This window comes from Frigoribacterium sp. AC759, from assembly GCF_979256015.1.
The window spans coordinates 26,096-41,354 of the sequence record NZ_CEEDMT010000007.1 but is presented as its reverse complement, the minus strand read 5'-3'; the positions used below and the strand labels follow the sequence as shown (position 1 = coordinate 41,354).

Below are 15,259 nucleotides of genomic sequence, written 5' to 3'. Positions count from 1 at the left end.
GGTGACCAACGCTCCCACCACCTCCGCCGTCGCCCGACCGGCCTCCGCCGCACCCCTCGACGTGCTGCAGCGGGTCTTCGGCTACGACGACTTCCGGGGGCAGCAGGCGGCGATCATCGAGCAGGTGGTCGGCGGCGGCGACGCTCTCGTGCTGATGCCGACCGGTGGCGGCAAGTCGCTCTGCTACCAGGTGCCCGCTCTCGTGCGAGAGGGCACGGGCATCGTCGTCTCGCCGCTGATCGCACTGATGCAAGATCAGGTCGACGCCCTCGAGGCGGTCGGCGTGCGTGCCGAGTTCCTGAACTCGACCCAAGACCCCGACACGCGGCGCGAGGTCGAGCGGGCCTTCGTCGCCGGCGAGCTCGACATGCTCTACCTGGCACCCGAGCGGCTGCGGCTCGATTCGACCAAAGACCTCCTCGACCGTGCGCGACTGTCGCTCTTCGCCATCGACGAGGCGCACTGCGTCGCGCAATGGGGCCACGACTTCCGCCCCGACTACCTCGAGCTCTCGGTGCTGCACCAGCGCTGGCCCGACGTGCCGCGCATCGCCCTGACGGCGACGGCCACCGAGACGACGCACCGCGAGATCTCGGCCCGGCTCGAGCTCGACGACGCCGCGCACTTCGTCGCCGACTTCGACCGGCCCAACATCCAGTACCGCATCGAGTCGAAAGACGGCCCTCAGCAGCAGCTGCTGCGCTTCATCCGCGCCGAGCACGACGGCGACGCCGGCATCGTCTACTGCCTGTCGCGCAAGTCGGTCGAGGGCACGGCCGAGTTCCTGGTCAAGCAGGGCATCGCCGCGCTGCCGTACCACGCGGGTCTCGACGCGGGCGTGCGGGCCCGCAACCAGTCGAGGTTCCTCCGCGAAGACGGCATCGTCATGGTCGCGACGATCGCGTTCGGCATGGGCATCGACAAGCCCGACGTGCGCTTCGTGGCCCACCTCGATCTGCCGAAGTCGGTCGAGGGCTACTACCAAGAGACCGGTCGAGCGGGTCGCGACGGCCTGCCGTCGACCGCCTGGCTCGCCTACGGGCTGCAGGACGTCATGCAGCAGCGCCGCATGATCGACCAGTCGGAGGGCGACGCCGACCACCGGCGCAAGCTCAGCGCCCACCTCGACGCCATGCTCGCGCTCTGCGAGACCGTCGAGTGCCGGCGCGTGCAGCTGCTCGGCTACTTCGGCCAGGCGAGCACCCCGTGCCACAACTGCGACACCTGTCTGACGCCGCCTCAGGCGATCGACGGCACCGTCGCCGCGCAGAAGCTGCTCTCGACGGTCGTGCGCCTCAAGCGCGAGCGCGACCAGCAGTTCGGCGCCGGTCAGATCATCGACATCCTGCTCGGCAAGACGACCCCGCGCATCACGCAGAACCGGCACGAGCAGCTCGCGACGTTCGGCATCGGCTCCGAGCTGACCGAGATCGAATGGCGGGGCGTCGTCCGGCAGCTGCTCGCCCAGGGCATCCTCGCCGTGTCGCCCGACGGCTACGGCACGCTGCTGATCACCGATGCGGCGGGCGAGGTGCTCTCGGGGGGCAGGCCGGTGCGGCTTCGCAAGGAGCCCGAGCGGGCACCCCGTGCGGCTCGATCGCGTTCGGGGTCGGCCTCGGGCGCGCGGGGTTCGCGAGCGGGTGCCGGTGCGGCCGATCTCGACGCCGCCGATCAGCCCCTCTTCGAGACCCTGCGCCAGTGGCGGGCCGGCGTCGCGAAGGCTCAGGGTGTGCCCGCGTACGTGGTCTTCGGCGACGCGACCCTGCGTGGCATCGCGTCCACCCGTCCGACCTCCTTCGACCAGCTCGCGACCATCAGCGGCGTCGGCCAGAAGAAGCTCGACACCTACGGCCAGCAGGTGCTCGACGTCGTCGGCGGCACGTCGCCCGAAGACGCGGCTGAGGCGGCGGCTTCGGCGGCCTCGGCCGGGTCGAGTGGTGCCGAGGCGCCCCGGGCCGAGCCGACTCGCACCGCGCCGACTCCGGCGCGCGCCAGTCGGGCCGAGCCCGCTCGCGCTCGGCCCGCGCCGGCGCGCCCGCCTCGCGACGAGCCGCCCCACGACGATGCGCCGCCGTACGACGAGCCGCCCTTCGACCCCTACGACGAGAGCGTCCCGCCCGACGACTGGCGCTGAACCGTCGTCGCGCGGGGCCTCCGGCGCGCCGAGCCGGCCGGCGTCGGCGCGGCTGGCCGCGCGTGCGCGGCGTCGGTGCGGCTAGGGGCGCGTGCGCGACCGCTGGGTCAGCAGCACGAGCGACAGAGTCGTCAGCAGCATCGCCCCCCAGCCGCCCGCGAACGGACCGCCGTTCAGCTGCGAGACGTACGCGGCGGCGAGCATCAGGCCGCCGGTCACCGGGCTCAACGCGTACACGAGCGGAACGCTCAGCGGCGGTCGGACCCCGCCCCGCCGCACATCGACGCGCACCGCCACGATCATCGTGGTCAGGAAGAACGACAGCAGCGCCGACGACACGTAGAGCATCCGCGCGACCATGCCCGCCACGGGGCCGAGGGCGTCCGGCGTCACCGACAGGGCGCCGGCGAACGCGAGCACCCCGAACAAGCCGTGGACGACCGGCGAGAGCAGGTAGATCGTCCGCCGTGCGAGACCCGCGGGCAGGGGGACGACCGCGTCGGCCGGCTCCGCGAGCGCGCCCGCGCCCGCGATGGCATCGGCGTCCGTCGCATCGAGCACGAGAGCGTCCGCCTCGACGGATCCGGACGCATCTCTCCGCAGTCGCATGCCCTGCGCTGCCCGTCGCTTCGTCGTCATCCCCACGGAGCCGAGCATAGGAGTCGCCCCGCACCTCGGCAATCCTCCCTAACGGGGACACGGCCGGTCTCGCCCCGATACCGCCCGGTGCACGCGCGCATCACCCGTCGCGGCCACCCCGGCGGTCGACCGGGTGGTCGCCACCGCGCCCCGCCCGCCGCTCCGCCCGCGAGCCCAGCCCGCAACCCCTGCCTGTGAAGCTGCTGCGGACTCGGAGACCGGGCCGTCCTCGGCGGAATGCCCGCGCCTCCTCGGTGGTTCCGCTCGGGGTGCGCTCCGGCGCACGTCGACATCCGTCTATGAAAGGACTCACTGTGAGCCTGTTCTCCTCCGCCACGTTCGGCGACCTCGTGCTCTCGAACCGCGTCACCATGGCGCCGCTGACCCGCGTCCGCGCCAGCGAGGGCGACGTCCCCGGCGACCTGCCGGTCGAGCACTACTCGCAGCGCGCCACGATGGGTCTCATCGTGACGGAGGGCACCTGGCCGACGCAGGAGGGCAAAGCGTACCCGGGGCAGCCCGGCATCGTCACCGACGAGCAGGTCGCCGGCTGGAAGCGCGTCGCCGACGCCGTGCACGCGAAGGGCGGCACGATCGTCATGCAGGTGATGCACGGTGGTCGCGTCACGCACACCGAGGTCACCGGCACCGAGCGCATCGTGGGCCCGAGCGCGGTCGCCATCGACGGCGTCGTCCGCACCCCCGACGGCAAGCGCGACTACCCCGTGCCCCACGCCCTCACCACCGAGGAGGTGCACCAGGTGATCGCAGACATCGTCACCGCCTCGAAGCGCGCCGTCCTCGAGGCCGGCCTCGACGGCGTCGAGCTGCACAGCGCCAACGGCTACCTGCTGCACGAGTTCCTGTCGCCCGTCTCGAACGTGCGCACCGACGAGTTCGGCGGCACCCCGGAGAACCGCGCGCGACTCAGCATCGACACCGCGGTCGCCGTCGCCGACGCCATCGGCGCCGGTCGTGTGGGCATCCGCATCTCGCCGATGCACAACATCCAGGACGTCGTCGAGACCGACGTCGACGACGTCACCGCCACGTACGACGCCCTCGTCGACGGTCTCGCGCCGCTCGGCCTGTCGTACCTGAGCATCCTGCACGCCGACCCGCGCGGCGAGCTCGTGCAGCGACTCCGTCGCCGTTTCGACGGCAACGTCATCCTGAACAGCGGATTCGGCACCGTCACCGACCTGGCCGAGGCCCGCGACCTGGTCGAGAGCGGCTTCGCCGACGCCATCGCGGTGGGTCGCCTCGCGATCGCGAACCCCGACCTCGTCGCCCGCTGGGAGCGCGGCACCGAGCTGAACGAGCCCGACCCGAGCACGTTCTACGGCCCGGGCGCCGAGGGGTACACCGACTACCCGACGCTCGCGAGCGTCTCGAGCTAGTCGGCTCGGGTCCGCCCGCCTGCTCCACCCGCCGCCGCACCCGTACGGTGGTCAGAACCTGCCCTTCGCGTCGCGTGCGGGGGCGTCTTCTGCCCACCGTCCGGAATCCAGGCGACTCGCCGTAGTCGCCCGGGCGGCGGCGGATACGATCGACGAGCGGCACCGCACCGGCCGCGAGGAGAAGACCGTGACGAACTCGTATCTGCCGCCGCTGTTCGAGCAGCTGGCGGCCCGTCTGCGGCGCGCCCTGCCCGGCGTCGAGATCGACGGGCGTCCGTCCGACTACCTCGTCGGCGGTGCCGCTCTGCGCCTGCGTCTCGGCCACCGTCTCTACCTCGACCTCGCCGACGACGGCCGCGACTGGTTCGTCGCCGGTCTGTCGGCCGACTCCACCGGTGTGACCCCGGTCGCCGACCGCTCGGTCGAGCGCCTCGGGCTGCCGCTGCACAGCGATCAGGCGGTCGTCGTCGATGCCGTCGTCGCCTCGGTCGGACGCTGGGCCGAGGCGGTGGGGGCCGACGAGGCGGATGCGCCGGCCGTCCTCGCGCGCCGACCCGCGCCTCCTGCGATCCCCGCGCCCGCCGCCTTCGGGGCGCCGACGCCCGCCCCCTACGTGCCCCGCGACCGGGCCCACGGCCCCGACGGGTACTGGCAGCCGACGCCCGAGGGGTCGCCCAGCCCGCTGCGTCGGCGGCGGCCGCTCATCGCCATCGTCGCGGTGGTCGTGATCGTGATGCTCGGGCTGTCGTCCGTCGGCCTCATCGGGGCCGTGCGCGGCTTCGTCGACGCGGCGTCGAGCACCGGCGGCGGCACGGGCGCCGACGGCGGCTCGGGCGGCGGTGCGGACGGCAGCGGCTCGGGCACCCCCGTCGAGGAGCTGCGCCTGGGCGACTGCTTCTCGTTCGGCCAGGGCACCACCGGCGGGGTCGTCGTCGAGGTCGAACGACAGGACTGCACGACACCGCACGACAACGAGGTGTTCTTCGAAGACGAGGCGCCCGACGTCGAGTTCCCGGGCGATCAGGCCCTCAGCGAGGCCGCCGACCAGCTCTGCTACGACGCGTTCCCCGGGTTCGTGGGTGTCGAGTTCGAGGAGTCCGTGATCGGCTACGACTTCCTCCAGCCCACCGAAGAGGGCTGGAGTGCGGGCGACCGCATCATCAGCTGCTACCTCTACGTCGACGGCCAGACACTGACGAGCAGCCTGCGCGGCTACGGCGGCTGACCGCCAGGGCCCCGAGGAGGCGCGGGTCGGCCCCGAGGAGGCGCGGCTCGGCCCCGTAGAATCGACCCACCGAGCACGTCGTCACCCGAGTCGACGCCGCAGCGAGAGGACGACGCGTGACGCTGGTCGATCGACTGTTCCGCCAAGACGACTGGCGGACCGTGCCGAACGCGATCACCCTGGTGCGCCTCCTGCTGCTGCCGGTGTTCATCGTGCTGATCGTCGACCGGCACTACTGGTCGTCGATGGTGGTCATCGCCGTCGTCTTCCTGACGGACTTCGTCGATGGCTTCGTCGCCCGCAAGACGAACTCGATCTCCGAGCTCGGCAAGTGGCTCGACCCGGTCGCCGACCGGCTGACCGTCATCGCCGTCGTGGCCGCCTTCGCACTCGGCGGGCTGCTGCCCTGGCCGGTCTTCGTGCTGATCCTGCTGCCCGACGTGCTGCTCAGCATCGTGTCGCTCGTCGCGTTCGGCGGGGCGTCGTTCCCGGTCACGTGGGTCGGCAAGGTCCGCACCGCGTTCATCTTCACGGGTCTGCTGCTGCTGCTCGTCGGGGTCGCCCTGGTCGACCAGGGGCGGGTCGACGGGGCCGCGGGGCTCGAGTCGGTCGGGCAGACGGTCGAGACGGTCGCCTCCGTCCTCCTCGTGATCGGACTGATCGGGCACTACGTCGCCGCGGTGATCTACGGGGTCGCCCTCGGCCGGCGCATGCGCGACCGCTAGGCCGCGAGGCGGTCGGCGCGGCAGCTGGCTGCGGTGCGGCACCGGCGGCGTAGCGTTCAGAGCATGACTCGCATCACCGCACCGTTCACCGCCCGCAGCACCGCGCACGAGGTCGTCGAGGGGCTCGACCTCGCCGGCACCCGCATCGTCGTCACCGGCGGAGCGTCGGGCATCGGCGTCGAGACCGCCCGTGCGCTGGTCGCCGCCGGAGCCGACGTCACCATCGCCGCCCGCAAGATGGACCGGGCCGAGGAGGTGCTGGCCGACATCCGCCGGTCCACCGACTCGGGCACCGTGCAGGCCGCCTACCTCGACCTGCAGAAGCGCGACACCCTGCAGGCCTTCGCCGACGACTGGCAGGGCCCGCTCGACGTGCTGATCGACAACGCCGGCGTCATGGCGACGCCCGAGACCCGCACCCCCGAGGGGTGGGAGCTGCAGTTCAGCAACAACCACCTCGGCCACTTCGCACTCGCGAACGCCCTGCGGGGTGCGCTGGTCGAGGGCGCCCAGGCGTCGGGATCCCCGTCGCGGCTGGTGTCGCTCAGCTCGACCGGTCACCACAGGTCGCCGGTCGTGTTCGACGACGTGATGTTCGAGCGCCGCGAGTACGACCCGTGGGCGGCGTACGGCCAGTCGAAGACGGCCAACTCGCTCTTCGCTGTCGGCGTCACGAGCCGCTGGGCCGACGACGGCGTGCTCGCGAACGCGGTGCACCCGGGTGGCATCATCACGCCGCTGCAGCGTCACCTGCCGAAGCAGGAGATGATCGACCGCGGCTGGATCGACGCCGACGGCACGCCGAACCCGGCGTTCAAGTCGACCGAGCAGGGCGCCGCGACGTCGGTGTTCGTCGCAGTGCACCCGCTCGTCGAGGGCGTCGGCGCCCGCTACTTCGAAGACGTGAACGAGGCCGAGCCGTTCAGCGACGACGCCCCCGGCCGCGGGGTGAAGGGCTACGCCCTCGACACCGAGCAGGCCGACCGCCTCTGGGGCCTCAGCGAGCAGCTGCTCGGCTAGTCCGCGCCGCGCCGCGCTGGCGATCGAGGTGACCCGAAAGGTGTCCTTGAAGGCACCGGACTACCCTTTCGGGTCACCTCGGTGCAGGTCAGTTTCGCGCCTGGCGATCGAAGTGACCCGAAGGGTGTCCTAGCAGACACCGGACTACCCTTTCGGGTCACCTCGTCGCCGGTCAGTTTCGCACCTCGGCGTGCGGTCAGCTCTGCGCGAGCTGGGGGTAGACCGCCTCGAGCGGGGCCGAGAGGCCGGCCTTGAGCTGACGGGACGTGTCATCGGCGAGGACCTCGTGCTGGCCCGCCTCGGTCGCGTCGAAGACCTGCGCGACGAGGTCGGCCGGGTCGGTCTTCGCGTCGGTGACGCCGGCGGCCATCGCCGTGTCGACGTAACCGACGTGCACGCCGACGACCTGCACCCCGGCGGGCTGCAGCTCGAGCCGCAGCGAGTTGGTCGCCGACCAGAGCGCGGCCTTCGTCGCCGAGTAGATGCCGGCCACGGCGAACCACGAGAGCGCGGAGTGGATGTCGATGATCGCCGTGCCGCCGCCGCGGGCTGCGAGGAGCGGCGCGTAGGCCCGGGCGAGGAACAGCGGGCCGAAGAAGTTCGTCTCGACGTTGGCGCGGATCTCGTCGTCGGTGTGGCTCAGGATGCCCGGTGTGGGGGCGTTCGCGCCGGCGTTGTTGATCAGGACGGTGACGTCGGGGGCGGCTTCCACGACCGCGGCGATGGAGGCGGCGTCGGTGACGTCGAGCGTGAGCGGCACGACGCGCTCGTCGTCCCAGGTGCGCGGGGTGCGAGCGGTGGCGTAGACCTTGGCGGCCCCGCGGGCGAGTGCGGCCTCGACGAACCGGGTGCCGATGCCCCCGTTCGCTCCGGTGACGAGTACGACGGCGTTGGTGAGAGAGGTCATGAGGGTCTTCCTGTCGATGATGCGAAGATGAGGCGGCCCCGATCGGACCGCCTCGGACTGACTACTGTCATAATCGAGTGCAGTCAGTTTCTATTCCAGGAGAATCCATGTCGTCGACATCCGCGCCGTCCGGTCGGCGTGAGCGCAACAAGCAGGAGAAGCTCGAGCGCATCACCCGAGCCGCCTCCGACCTGTTCGCCCAGCACGGCGTCGACGACGTCACGACGCAGCAGATCGCCGAGGCGGCCGACATCGGCGCCGGCACGCTGTTCCTCTACGCGAAGACGAAGGGCGAGCTGCTGCTGCTCGCGCAGAACGACAACTACGCCCGCTCGCTCGAACGCGGCCGCGTCGACGCCGCCGAGGCAGCGACCACGCTCGATGCGGTGCTGGCCGTCGTCACGCCGATCGTCGAGTGCAACAGGGCCCAGGTCGAGAACGGCCGCACGTATCTGCGCGAGATGGTGTTCGGCGACCCGGCCGAGCCGCACCATGCCGAGGCCCTCTCGATCGTCGCCCGGACTGAGGCGCTGCTCGCCGAGCTGATCGCCGACCGGTCGGGCATCGAGGCCGCGCAGGCGACCACGCTCGCCCACGTCGTGTCGGCCGTCCAGCTCGTCGTGATGGCCTCGGCGGTCGACGAGGCGACGACCGTCGCAGAGGTCGTGGCGACGATCAGGGCGCAGCTCGAGGTGGTGCTGCCGCGCTGACCTCGCCGGGCTCGGCAGCCGCACCTGCCACACACCTGCACCCGCAGTCGCTGTGGCATCCGCAACCCCGCTCACGCAACCGCCCCTGCACCCGCGCCGAGGTCGAAGCCGCCTCAGACAGCGCCGAGGTCAGGCCGACGTCGAAGGTGCCTCCGGCAGGGCGCTGAGCGCAGCTGGATCCGGCCCGGTCACGCCCCGGTGACGACGGCCTTGCCGCGGATGCTGCTCGTGCCGAGCGCCGAGAGCGCCGCCGGTGTCTCGGCGAAGGCGAAGGTCGCCCCGACGACGGGTCGGATGGCGCCCGACTCGACCAGCGCGGCGATCTCGCGCAGCTGTCGTCCGTCGGCGCGCATGAAGAGGAACTCGTAGGTCACGCCGAGCTTGCGGGCCTTGCTGCGGACGCTGCGGCTGAGGCCGGCGATGACGAGTCGGAGCACGGGGTTCAGTCGGGCCTGCTTCGCGAACGCGGGGTCGGGCGGGCCGTTGATGCCGACCACCTTGCCGCCGGGTCGCAGAACGCGCAGCGACTTCTCGAGGTTCTCGCCGCCGAGGCTGTCGAGCACGAAGTCGTACCCCGACAGCTCGGTCGCGAAGTCCTGGCTGCGGTAGTCGACGACGACGTCGGCGCCCAGCTCTCGGACGAAGTCGGCGTTCGCCGAGGAGGCGGTGGTCGCCACGGTCGCGCCGAGGTGCTTCGCGAGCTGGATCGCGATGGACCCGACGCCACCCGACCCTGCGTGGATCAGCACCTTCTGCCCGGGGCCGACCCGTCCCTTCTCGACGAGGGCCTGCCACGCCGTCAGGGCGACCAGCGGCAGCGAGGCGGCCTCGACCGGGCTGATGGTCGACGGCGCGATGGCGACGTCGGCCTCGTCGACCGCGATGCGCTCGGCGAACGTGCCGATGCGGGGGTCGCGCGGGCGGGCGAAGACCTCGTCACCGGGCTTGACCGACCGCACCTTCGCCCCGACGCCGATCACCGTGCCGGCGACGTCGTGGCCGAGGGTGAAGGGGGTCTTGTACGGCAGGATCAGCTTGAACTCGCCCTTGCGGATCTTCTCGTCGAGCTGGTTCAAACCTGCGGCCACGACCTTGACCAGGACGTCGTGGTCGCCGACGACGGGTTCGGCGACATCCGCCTCGTGCAGAGGCTGCTTGTACTGGTCGACGATGAACGCTCGCATGGGGTGTCTCCTGACGTGGGGGTCGATATGACCACGCTCAACACTGAGTCAACTCAGTAGCATTGTCAAGACCGGCAGCAAAATCACACGACGAGAACGCGTCCGCAGACGAAGAAGACCCCGGTGCGCGCACCGGGGTCTTCTTCTCGTGAGGGCGGCGACCGAACCTCAGGGGCTCGGGTCGACCGACCTCAGCGGTTGAGCTTGGAGGCCTTCTTGACGGCCGCCTTGCGCGCCTTCGCGACGTCCTTCTTCGCGACGGCGCGTGCCTTCTTCACCTTGGGGTCGTTCCAGAACGAGTCGAGGTAGTTCGAGATCTGCTTGTAGCGACCCTTGCCGGCCTTGGCTCCGTAGGTGTACGCGATGAACGCGATGACGGCGATGACGAGGTAACGGAAACGCATGGGGTCCTCCCGGTGGGCGATCTGTGGTCGGTACGACGCTAGTCCTCCGGGCTGTGCGGATGTCCGCCGACGCCTCGGCGACCCTCTCCGGAGCCGGCCGCCGGGCCGCCGCCACACCGCGCCGCACCGCGCAACACCCCCGCCCCCGACCGGAAACACCCCCGCAACACCCCGTCGGTACCGTCGAGCGCATGGGCGACCTCTTCAGTGGTTACGGCGATACTCGGGGCGGCGCGCACAGCGGCTCGCACAGCGGCTCGCACAGCGGCGCGCACAGCCGCGCGCACGACGGCGCCCGCGGCGGCGCACGCGGTGGGACCCGCACGACCGGCACCGCCGCCAGCACCCGCACCCCGCCCCGCGCGTGGGACGAGATGTTCGACACCGACGGCCAGGCCCGCCGCGCCTACGCCGACATCCACGCGACCCTCGAGGCCATGACGCAGGACGACCTGCGCGGTCGGACGGCGGCGCTCGCCGACTCGTACCTCGCCCAGGGCGTCACCTTCGACTTCGCGGGGGAGGAGCGCCCGTTCCCCCTCGACGCCGTGCCGCGGGTGGTCGAGCACGACGAGTGGTCGGGGGTCGAGGCCGGCATCGCGCAGCGGGTCAAGGCGCTCGAGGCGTTCCTGGCCGACGTCTACGGGCCGCAGCGCGCGGTGGCCGACGGGGTCATCCCCGCGAGCCTCCTGACCTCGTCGAGTCACTTCCACCGGCAGGCGGCGGGCATCGAGCCCGCCAACGGCGTGCGGATCCAGGTGTCGGGCATCGACCTGATCCGCGACGAGGCGGGCGCCTGGTGCGTGCTCGAAGACAACGTGCGGGTGCCGAGCGGCGTCAGCTACGTCATCTCGAACCGTCGCGTCATGGCGCAGACCCTGCCCGAGCTGTTCGTCTCGATGCGCGTGCGGCCCGTCGGCGACTACCCCAACCGCCTCCTCTCGGCTCTGAAGAAGAGCGCGCCGTCGGGCGTCGACGAGCCCACCGTCGTCGTGCTGACCCCCGGCGTCTTCAACTCGGCCTACTACGAGCACACTCTGCTGGCCCGCCTGATGGGCGTCGAGCTGGTCGAGGGCCGCGACCTCTACTGCTCGGGCGGCCGGGTGTTCATGCGCACCACCGGCGGCCCCGAGCGCGTCGACGTCATCTACCGGCGGGTCGACGACGAGTTCCTCGACCCGCTGCAGTTCCGGGCCGACTCCGTGCTGGGTTCGCCGGGCCTCCTGATGGCCGCCCGCCTCGGCACCGTGACGATCGCCAACGCGGTGGGCAACGGCGTCGCCGACGACAAGCTCGTGTACACGTACCTGCCCGAGCTGATCCGCTACTACCTCGGCGAGGAGGCGCTGCTGCCGAACGTCCGCACCTGGCGTCTCGAAGACCCGGGCGCTCTCGACGAGGTGCTCGACCGGCTCGACGAGCTGGTCGTCAAGCCGGTGGACGGCTCGGGCGGCAAGGGGCTGGTCGTCGGCCCGGCCGCGAGTCGACGCGAGCTCGACGTGCTGCGCGCGCAGCTGCTGGCCGACCCGCGCGGCTGGATCGCGCAGCCGGTCGTGCAGCTGAGCACCATCCCCACCCTCGTCGACGAGGGGCTCCGCGCCCGGCACGCCGACCTGCGGCCCTTCGCCGTGCATGACGGCGACGACGTCTGGGTGCTGCCCGGCGGTCTGACGCGGGTCGCCCTGCCCGAAGGCGAGCTGGTCGTGAACAGCAGCCAGGGCGGCGGCTCGAAGGACACCTGGATCGTCGGCGGCGACGTCAACGCCTGGGCCGGCCACGACGTCAGCGCCCTGATCGCCGAGCAGACGACGCCGACGCAGTCCATCCCGATCATCGCCGACGCCTCGCCGCACGGCGACCACAGCCCCGATCACGCCCCTCAGGACGACCCGCGGAACGACCAGCAGGCCCAGCAGCAGCAGGAGCACGAGCAGCAGCAGCAACAGCGACGAGCCGAGGAGGCGCGGGTCGGTTCACGAGGCCGACCCGCGCCTCCTGCGGGCCCCCGCTCCGATCTCGGGGCACCCACTTCGGAAGGAACCCCATGCTGAGCCGCATCGCCGAGAGCCTGTTCTGGATCGGCCGGTACATCGAGCGCTCCGACGGCACCGCGCGGATCCTCGACGTGCACCTCCAGCTGCTGCTCGAGGATCCGTGGATCGAGGAGGACACCGCCTGCCGCAGCCTCCTCGCCGTCATGGGCAGCGAGGCCCCCGCCGACGTGTCGCTGACCCGGGGCGACGTGCTCTCGATGCTCGCCGTCGACCGGCACAACCCGGCGTCGATCGCGTACTCGCTCGGCGCCGCCCGCGAGAACGCCCGCCGGGCCCGCGAGATCGTCTCGACCGAGCTGTGGGAGTGCCTGAACACCACCCGCGCCCGCATGCCGCGCAAGGTCGCGGACGACAAGGTGCACGAGTTCTTCGCCTGGGTGCGCGAACGCAGCGCCCTCGCTGTGGGCATCATCGAGTCGGCCACGAGTCGCGACGAGGTGTGGCAGTTCTTCACCCTCGGGCGTTCCATCGAGCGCGCCGACATGACGGCACGACTGCTCGCCACCCGCACGCTGACCGAGGCGTCGGGGCCGTCGTGGACGACGATCCTCCGCTCGTGCGGCGCCTACGAGGCGTACCTCCGCACCTACAAGGGGGTGCCGAGCGCGCGCAACGCGGCGGAGTTCCTGCTGCTCGACCGGCTCTTCCCGCGCAGCGTCCTGTTCGCGATCAGCCGTGCCGAGGCCTGCCTCCGCGAGGTCGAGCCCGCGAACCATCGTGTGGCGGCGTCGGACAGCGGGGTGCGCATCCTCGGTCAGATGCGCAGCGAGCTCGAGTACAAGCCGATCGGGCGGATCCTCGACGACCTGCCCGGTCAGATGGACGTCGTGCAGGAGGCGACCAGCGCGGCGTCGGAGGCGATCCGTCAGCGGTACTTCCCGACCAGCGCCGCACCCACCTGGGTGGGTGGTCGGTCGTGAGCCGACTGCGCATCAGGCACCAGACCGGGTTCTCGTACCTGGGCGAGGCTGTCGCGAGCTACAACGAGGCGCGCATGCTGCCCGCGCACACCGAGGGGCAGTTCGTCATCTCGTCGCACCTGCGCATCGAGCCGGTCGCGGCGACCCACGAGTACGTCGACTACTGGGGCACCCGGGTGTCGTCGTTCGAGGTGCTGCTGCCGCACCGCCAGCTCTCGCTGACGGCCACGTCGCTGGTCGAGGTGCGACCCGTCGTGCACCCCGACTCCGCGATGGACTGGCACGAACTGGCCGAGGTCGCCGGCGCCACCACCGAGTTCGTCGAGCACCTCGAGCAGACGCCGCTGACGACGCCGCCCGACGACCTCGTCGCCCTCGCGCGCGAGATCGCGGCGACCGCCTCGTCGCCCTGCGCCGCGGGGCTCGCGATCTGCGAACGCCTCGGCGACGCCGTGGCCTACCTGCCGGGGGTCACCAACGTGAAGACGACGGCCTCGGAGGCGTGGGAGGCGCGGGCCGGGGTCTGCCAGGACATCGCCCACATCACGGTGGGCGCGTTGCGAGCCGCCGGCATCCCCGCCCGATACGTCAGCGGGTACCTGCACCCGAAGCCGAACGCCGAGCTGCGCGAGACGGTGACGGGGGAGTCGCACGCCTGGGTCGAGTACTTCTGCGGCTCGTGGCACGGCTACGACCCGACCAACCTGATCGACATCGGGGAGCGGCACGTGATCGTCGGCCAGGGGCGCGACTACCGCGACGTGCCGCCGCTGCGCGGGGTGTACGCCGGGTCGTCGAACTCGAAGCTGTTCGTGACGGTGGAGATCACCCGCGAGGCGTGAGGGCCGGCGGGTCAGGGGGCTCGGGGAGGGCGGTGCCGGTGCGGGTGCCTGGGCTGGTGTCGGTGTCGGTGTCGGTGTCGGTGGCGGTGCTGGTGCCGGTGGCGGTGCTCGTGCTGCCCGGTCGGGTCGTGGTGGCGAGCTCGGCGTCGAGCGGACGCAGGCTCGGGTGGTTCGCGACCCCGTCGAGGCCGTGGGTGCCGAAGAGGGTCATGACGGCGGCGATCGGTGCGTCGACGCCCCGCAGACGCAGCGGCGAGGTGATGCCGTCGAACTCGCAGACGAGGGCCCAGTCGCCGACCTCGGGGTAGACGGCCGTCATCGCCGAGTAGTGGAAGCTGACCCACTGCCCGCCCGCCAGGCAGATCAGACGCTGGTTCGACACGACGAGACGGACGTCCTGGTGCTCGCGCCACTGGTCGCGGGCCTGCGCCTCGGCCGATCGCCGAGCCGAGGCGTTGCTCAGCGTCGAGACGGCGAGCCCGGCGAGCACGAACGCGGGGCTGCCGACGAAGAACCTGCTGCCCCCGCCCTGAGCGACGGGCTGACCGTAGTAGCGCTCGTACTCGACCCCCACGCTGTAGAAGAAGACCTCGCCCGGCTGCGGCACGACCTCCCAGACGGGGATGGTCTGCGGCACCTGCTGATCGAGCAGCGCCCGGCGGAGGCGTCGCGCCTCGGCCCAGGCGGCCTCGCTCGCGCTCGCGCGGTCGACCCTGACGAGCTCGGCGCTGCGCTCGGATCTCGTGTAGCGCCCGGTGCGGTGACGCCAGTCGCGGAAGGTGCGCATCGCGCCACGCACGGTCAGCACGACCGCGACGACCACGCACACCGGGATGGCGAGCACGACGGCCAGCGAGGCGATGCTCGACCCGAGGTTCGCGCCGATGGTCGAGGAGGAGGTGCCCGTGCCCGCGCTGGTGCTCGTGGTGATGGCGCCGGCGATCAGGGGCAGCACCACGACGGCCAGCACGCCGGCGGCGAGGGGGATGATCCAGCGAAGGTGGCGCCTCATGCCCGCGAGTCTAGGGCGGGCCCCCGGGCGGTCTCTCGGCGGTTCGGCGGGTTCCCGTCATCCGTGGCGGGTCAGCGCTGACC

General features: G+C 71.8%; 14 protein-coding genes. 9 read left to right on the top strand and 5 right to left on the bottom strand.

The window, feature by feature from the left end; all coding sequences use genetic code 11:
* Position 1: 1 nt before the first annotated feature.
* Positions 2–2,134, top strand: coding sequence for a DNA helicase RecQ (recQ, locus tag ACZ6JE_RS07815; protein WP_464318624.1), 2,133 nt, complete (start codon positions 2–4; stop codon positions 2,132–2,134).
* A gap of 81 nt (positions 2,135–2,215) precedes the next feature.
* Here the strand turns inward: recQ and ACZ6JE_RS07810 are convergent, their stop codons facing one another.
* Positions 2,216–2,773, bottom strand: a complete 558-nt coding sequence (locus ACZ6JE_RS07810) for a hypothetical protein (RefSeq protein WP_464318623.1) — start codon at positions 2,771–2,773, stop codon at positions 2,216–2,218.
* 314 nt (positions 2,774–3,087) lie between these two features.
* On the opposite strand from ACZ6JE_RS07810, the gene ACZ6JE_RS07805 reads away from it, so the two are divergent.
* From ACZ6JE_RS07805 to ACZ6JE_RS07790, 4 genes are all read left to right on the top strand, one after another.
* Entirely contained in the window at positions 3,088–4,173 is a 1,086-nt protein-coding gene (locus tag ACZ6JE_RS07805; RefSeq protein ID WP_192060797.1) for an alkene reductase, read from the top strand.
* A gap of 187 nt (positions 4,174–4,360) precedes the next feature.
* Positions 4,361–5,398, top strand: a complete 1,038-nt coding sequence (locus tag ACZ6JE_RS07800) for a septum formation family protein (RefSeq protein ID WP_464318622.1) — start codon at positions 4,361–4,363, stop codon at positions 5,396–5,398.
* A 116-nt stretch (positions 5,399–5,514) separates the two neighbouring features.
* The gene (locus ACZ6JE_RS07795; RefSeq protein WP_192060795.1) at positions 5,515–6,123 is read left to right on the top strand and encodes a CDP-alcohol phosphatidyltransferase family protein; all 609 of its coding nucleotides are present in this window, start codon (positions 5,515–5,517) and stop codon (positions 6,121–6,123) included.
* Positions 6,124–6,186: 63 nt separating this feature from the next.
* Positions 6,187–7,143, top strand: coding sequence for an SDR family NAD(P)-dependent oxidoreductase (locus ACZ6JE_RS07790; RefSeq protein WP_464318621.1), 957 nt, complete (start codon positions 6,187–6,189; stop codon positions 7,141–7,143).
* 196 nt (positions 7,144–7,339) lie between these two features.
* On the opposite strand, the gene ACZ6JE_RS07785 is transcribed toward ACZ6JE_RS07790, so the two are convergent.
* Entirely contained in the window at positions 7,340–8,050 is a 711-nt protein-coding gene (locus tag ACZ6JE_RS07785; RefSeq protein WP_320479553.1) for an SDR family oxidoreductase, read from the bottom strand.
* 107 nt (positions 8,051–8,157) lie between these two features.
* Here ACZ6JE_RS07785 and ACZ6JE_RS07780 point away from each other — a divergent pair, with 107 nt between their 5' ends.
* On the top strand, positions 8,158–8,760 hold the full coding sequence (locus ACZ6JE_RS07780) for a TetR/AcrR family transcriptional regulator (protein WP_464318620.1): 603 nt from the start codon (positions 8,158–8,160) through the stop codon (positions 8,758–8,760).
* Between the two features lie 188 nt (positions 8,761–8,948).
* Here ACZ6JE_RS07780 and ACZ6JE_RS07775 read toward each other — a convergent pair whose 3' ends face one another.
* The gene (locus ACZ6JE_RS07775) at positions 8,949–9,944 is read right to left on the bottom strand and encodes an NADP-dependent oxidoreductase (RefSeq protein ID WP_192060791.1); all 996 of its coding nucleotides are present in this window, start codon (positions 9,942–9,944) and stop codon (positions 8,949–8,951) included.
* A 191-nt stretch (positions 9,945–10,135) separates the two neighbouring features.
* Complete coding sequence (locus tag ACZ6JE_RS07770) at positions 10,136–10,348, bottom strand: hypothetical protein (RefSeq protein WP_192060790.1); 213 nt, start codon at positions 10,346–10,348, stop codon at positions 10,136–10,138.
* 374 nt (positions 10,349–10,722) lie between these two features.
* Here ACZ6JE_RS07770 and ACZ6JE_RS07765 point away from each other — a divergent pair, with 374 nt between their 5' ends.
* Genes ACZ6JE_RS07765 through ACZ6JE_RS07755 form a run of 3 tightly spaced genes read left to right on the top strand, consistent with a single transcriptional unit; the run spans position 10,723 to position 14,164 of the window.
* Positions 10,723–12,399, top strand: a complete 1,677-nt coding sequence (locus ACZ6JE_RS07765) for a circularly permuted type 2 ATP-grasp protein (protein ID WP_464318662.1) — start codon at positions 10,723–10,725, stop codon at positions 12,397–12,399.
* The gene (locus ACZ6JE_RS07760) at positions 12,393–13,322 is read left to right on the top strand and encodes an alpha-E domain-containing protein (protein WP_192060789.1); all 930 of its coding nucleotides are present in this window, start codon (positions 12,393–12,395) and stop codon (positions 13,320–13,322) included. Before ACZ6JE_RS07765 ends, ACZ6JE_RS07760 begins: the two co-directional genes overlap by 7 nt.
* On the top strand, positions 13,319–14,164 hold the full coding sequence (locus ACZ6JE_RS07755; RefSeq protein ID WP_192060788.1) for a transglutaminase family protein: 846 nt from the start codon (positions 13,319–13,321) through the stop codon (positions 14,162–14,164). Before ACZ6JE_RS07760 ends, ACZ6JE_RS07755 begins: the two co-directional genes overlap by 4 nt.
* On the opposite strand, the gene ACZ6JE_RS07750 is transcribed toward ACZ6JE_RS07755, so the two are convergent.
* Positions 14,148–15,176 (bottom strand): hypothetical protein, encoded by a 1,029-nt coding sequence (locus tag ACZ6JE_RS07750; protein WP_464318619.1) that lies wholly within the window; start codon positions 15,174–15,176, stop codon positions 14,148–14,150. The genes ACZ6JE_RS07755 and ACZ6JE_RS07750 overlap by 17 nt on opposite strands.
* Positions 15,177–15,259 lie beyond the last annotated feature (83 nt).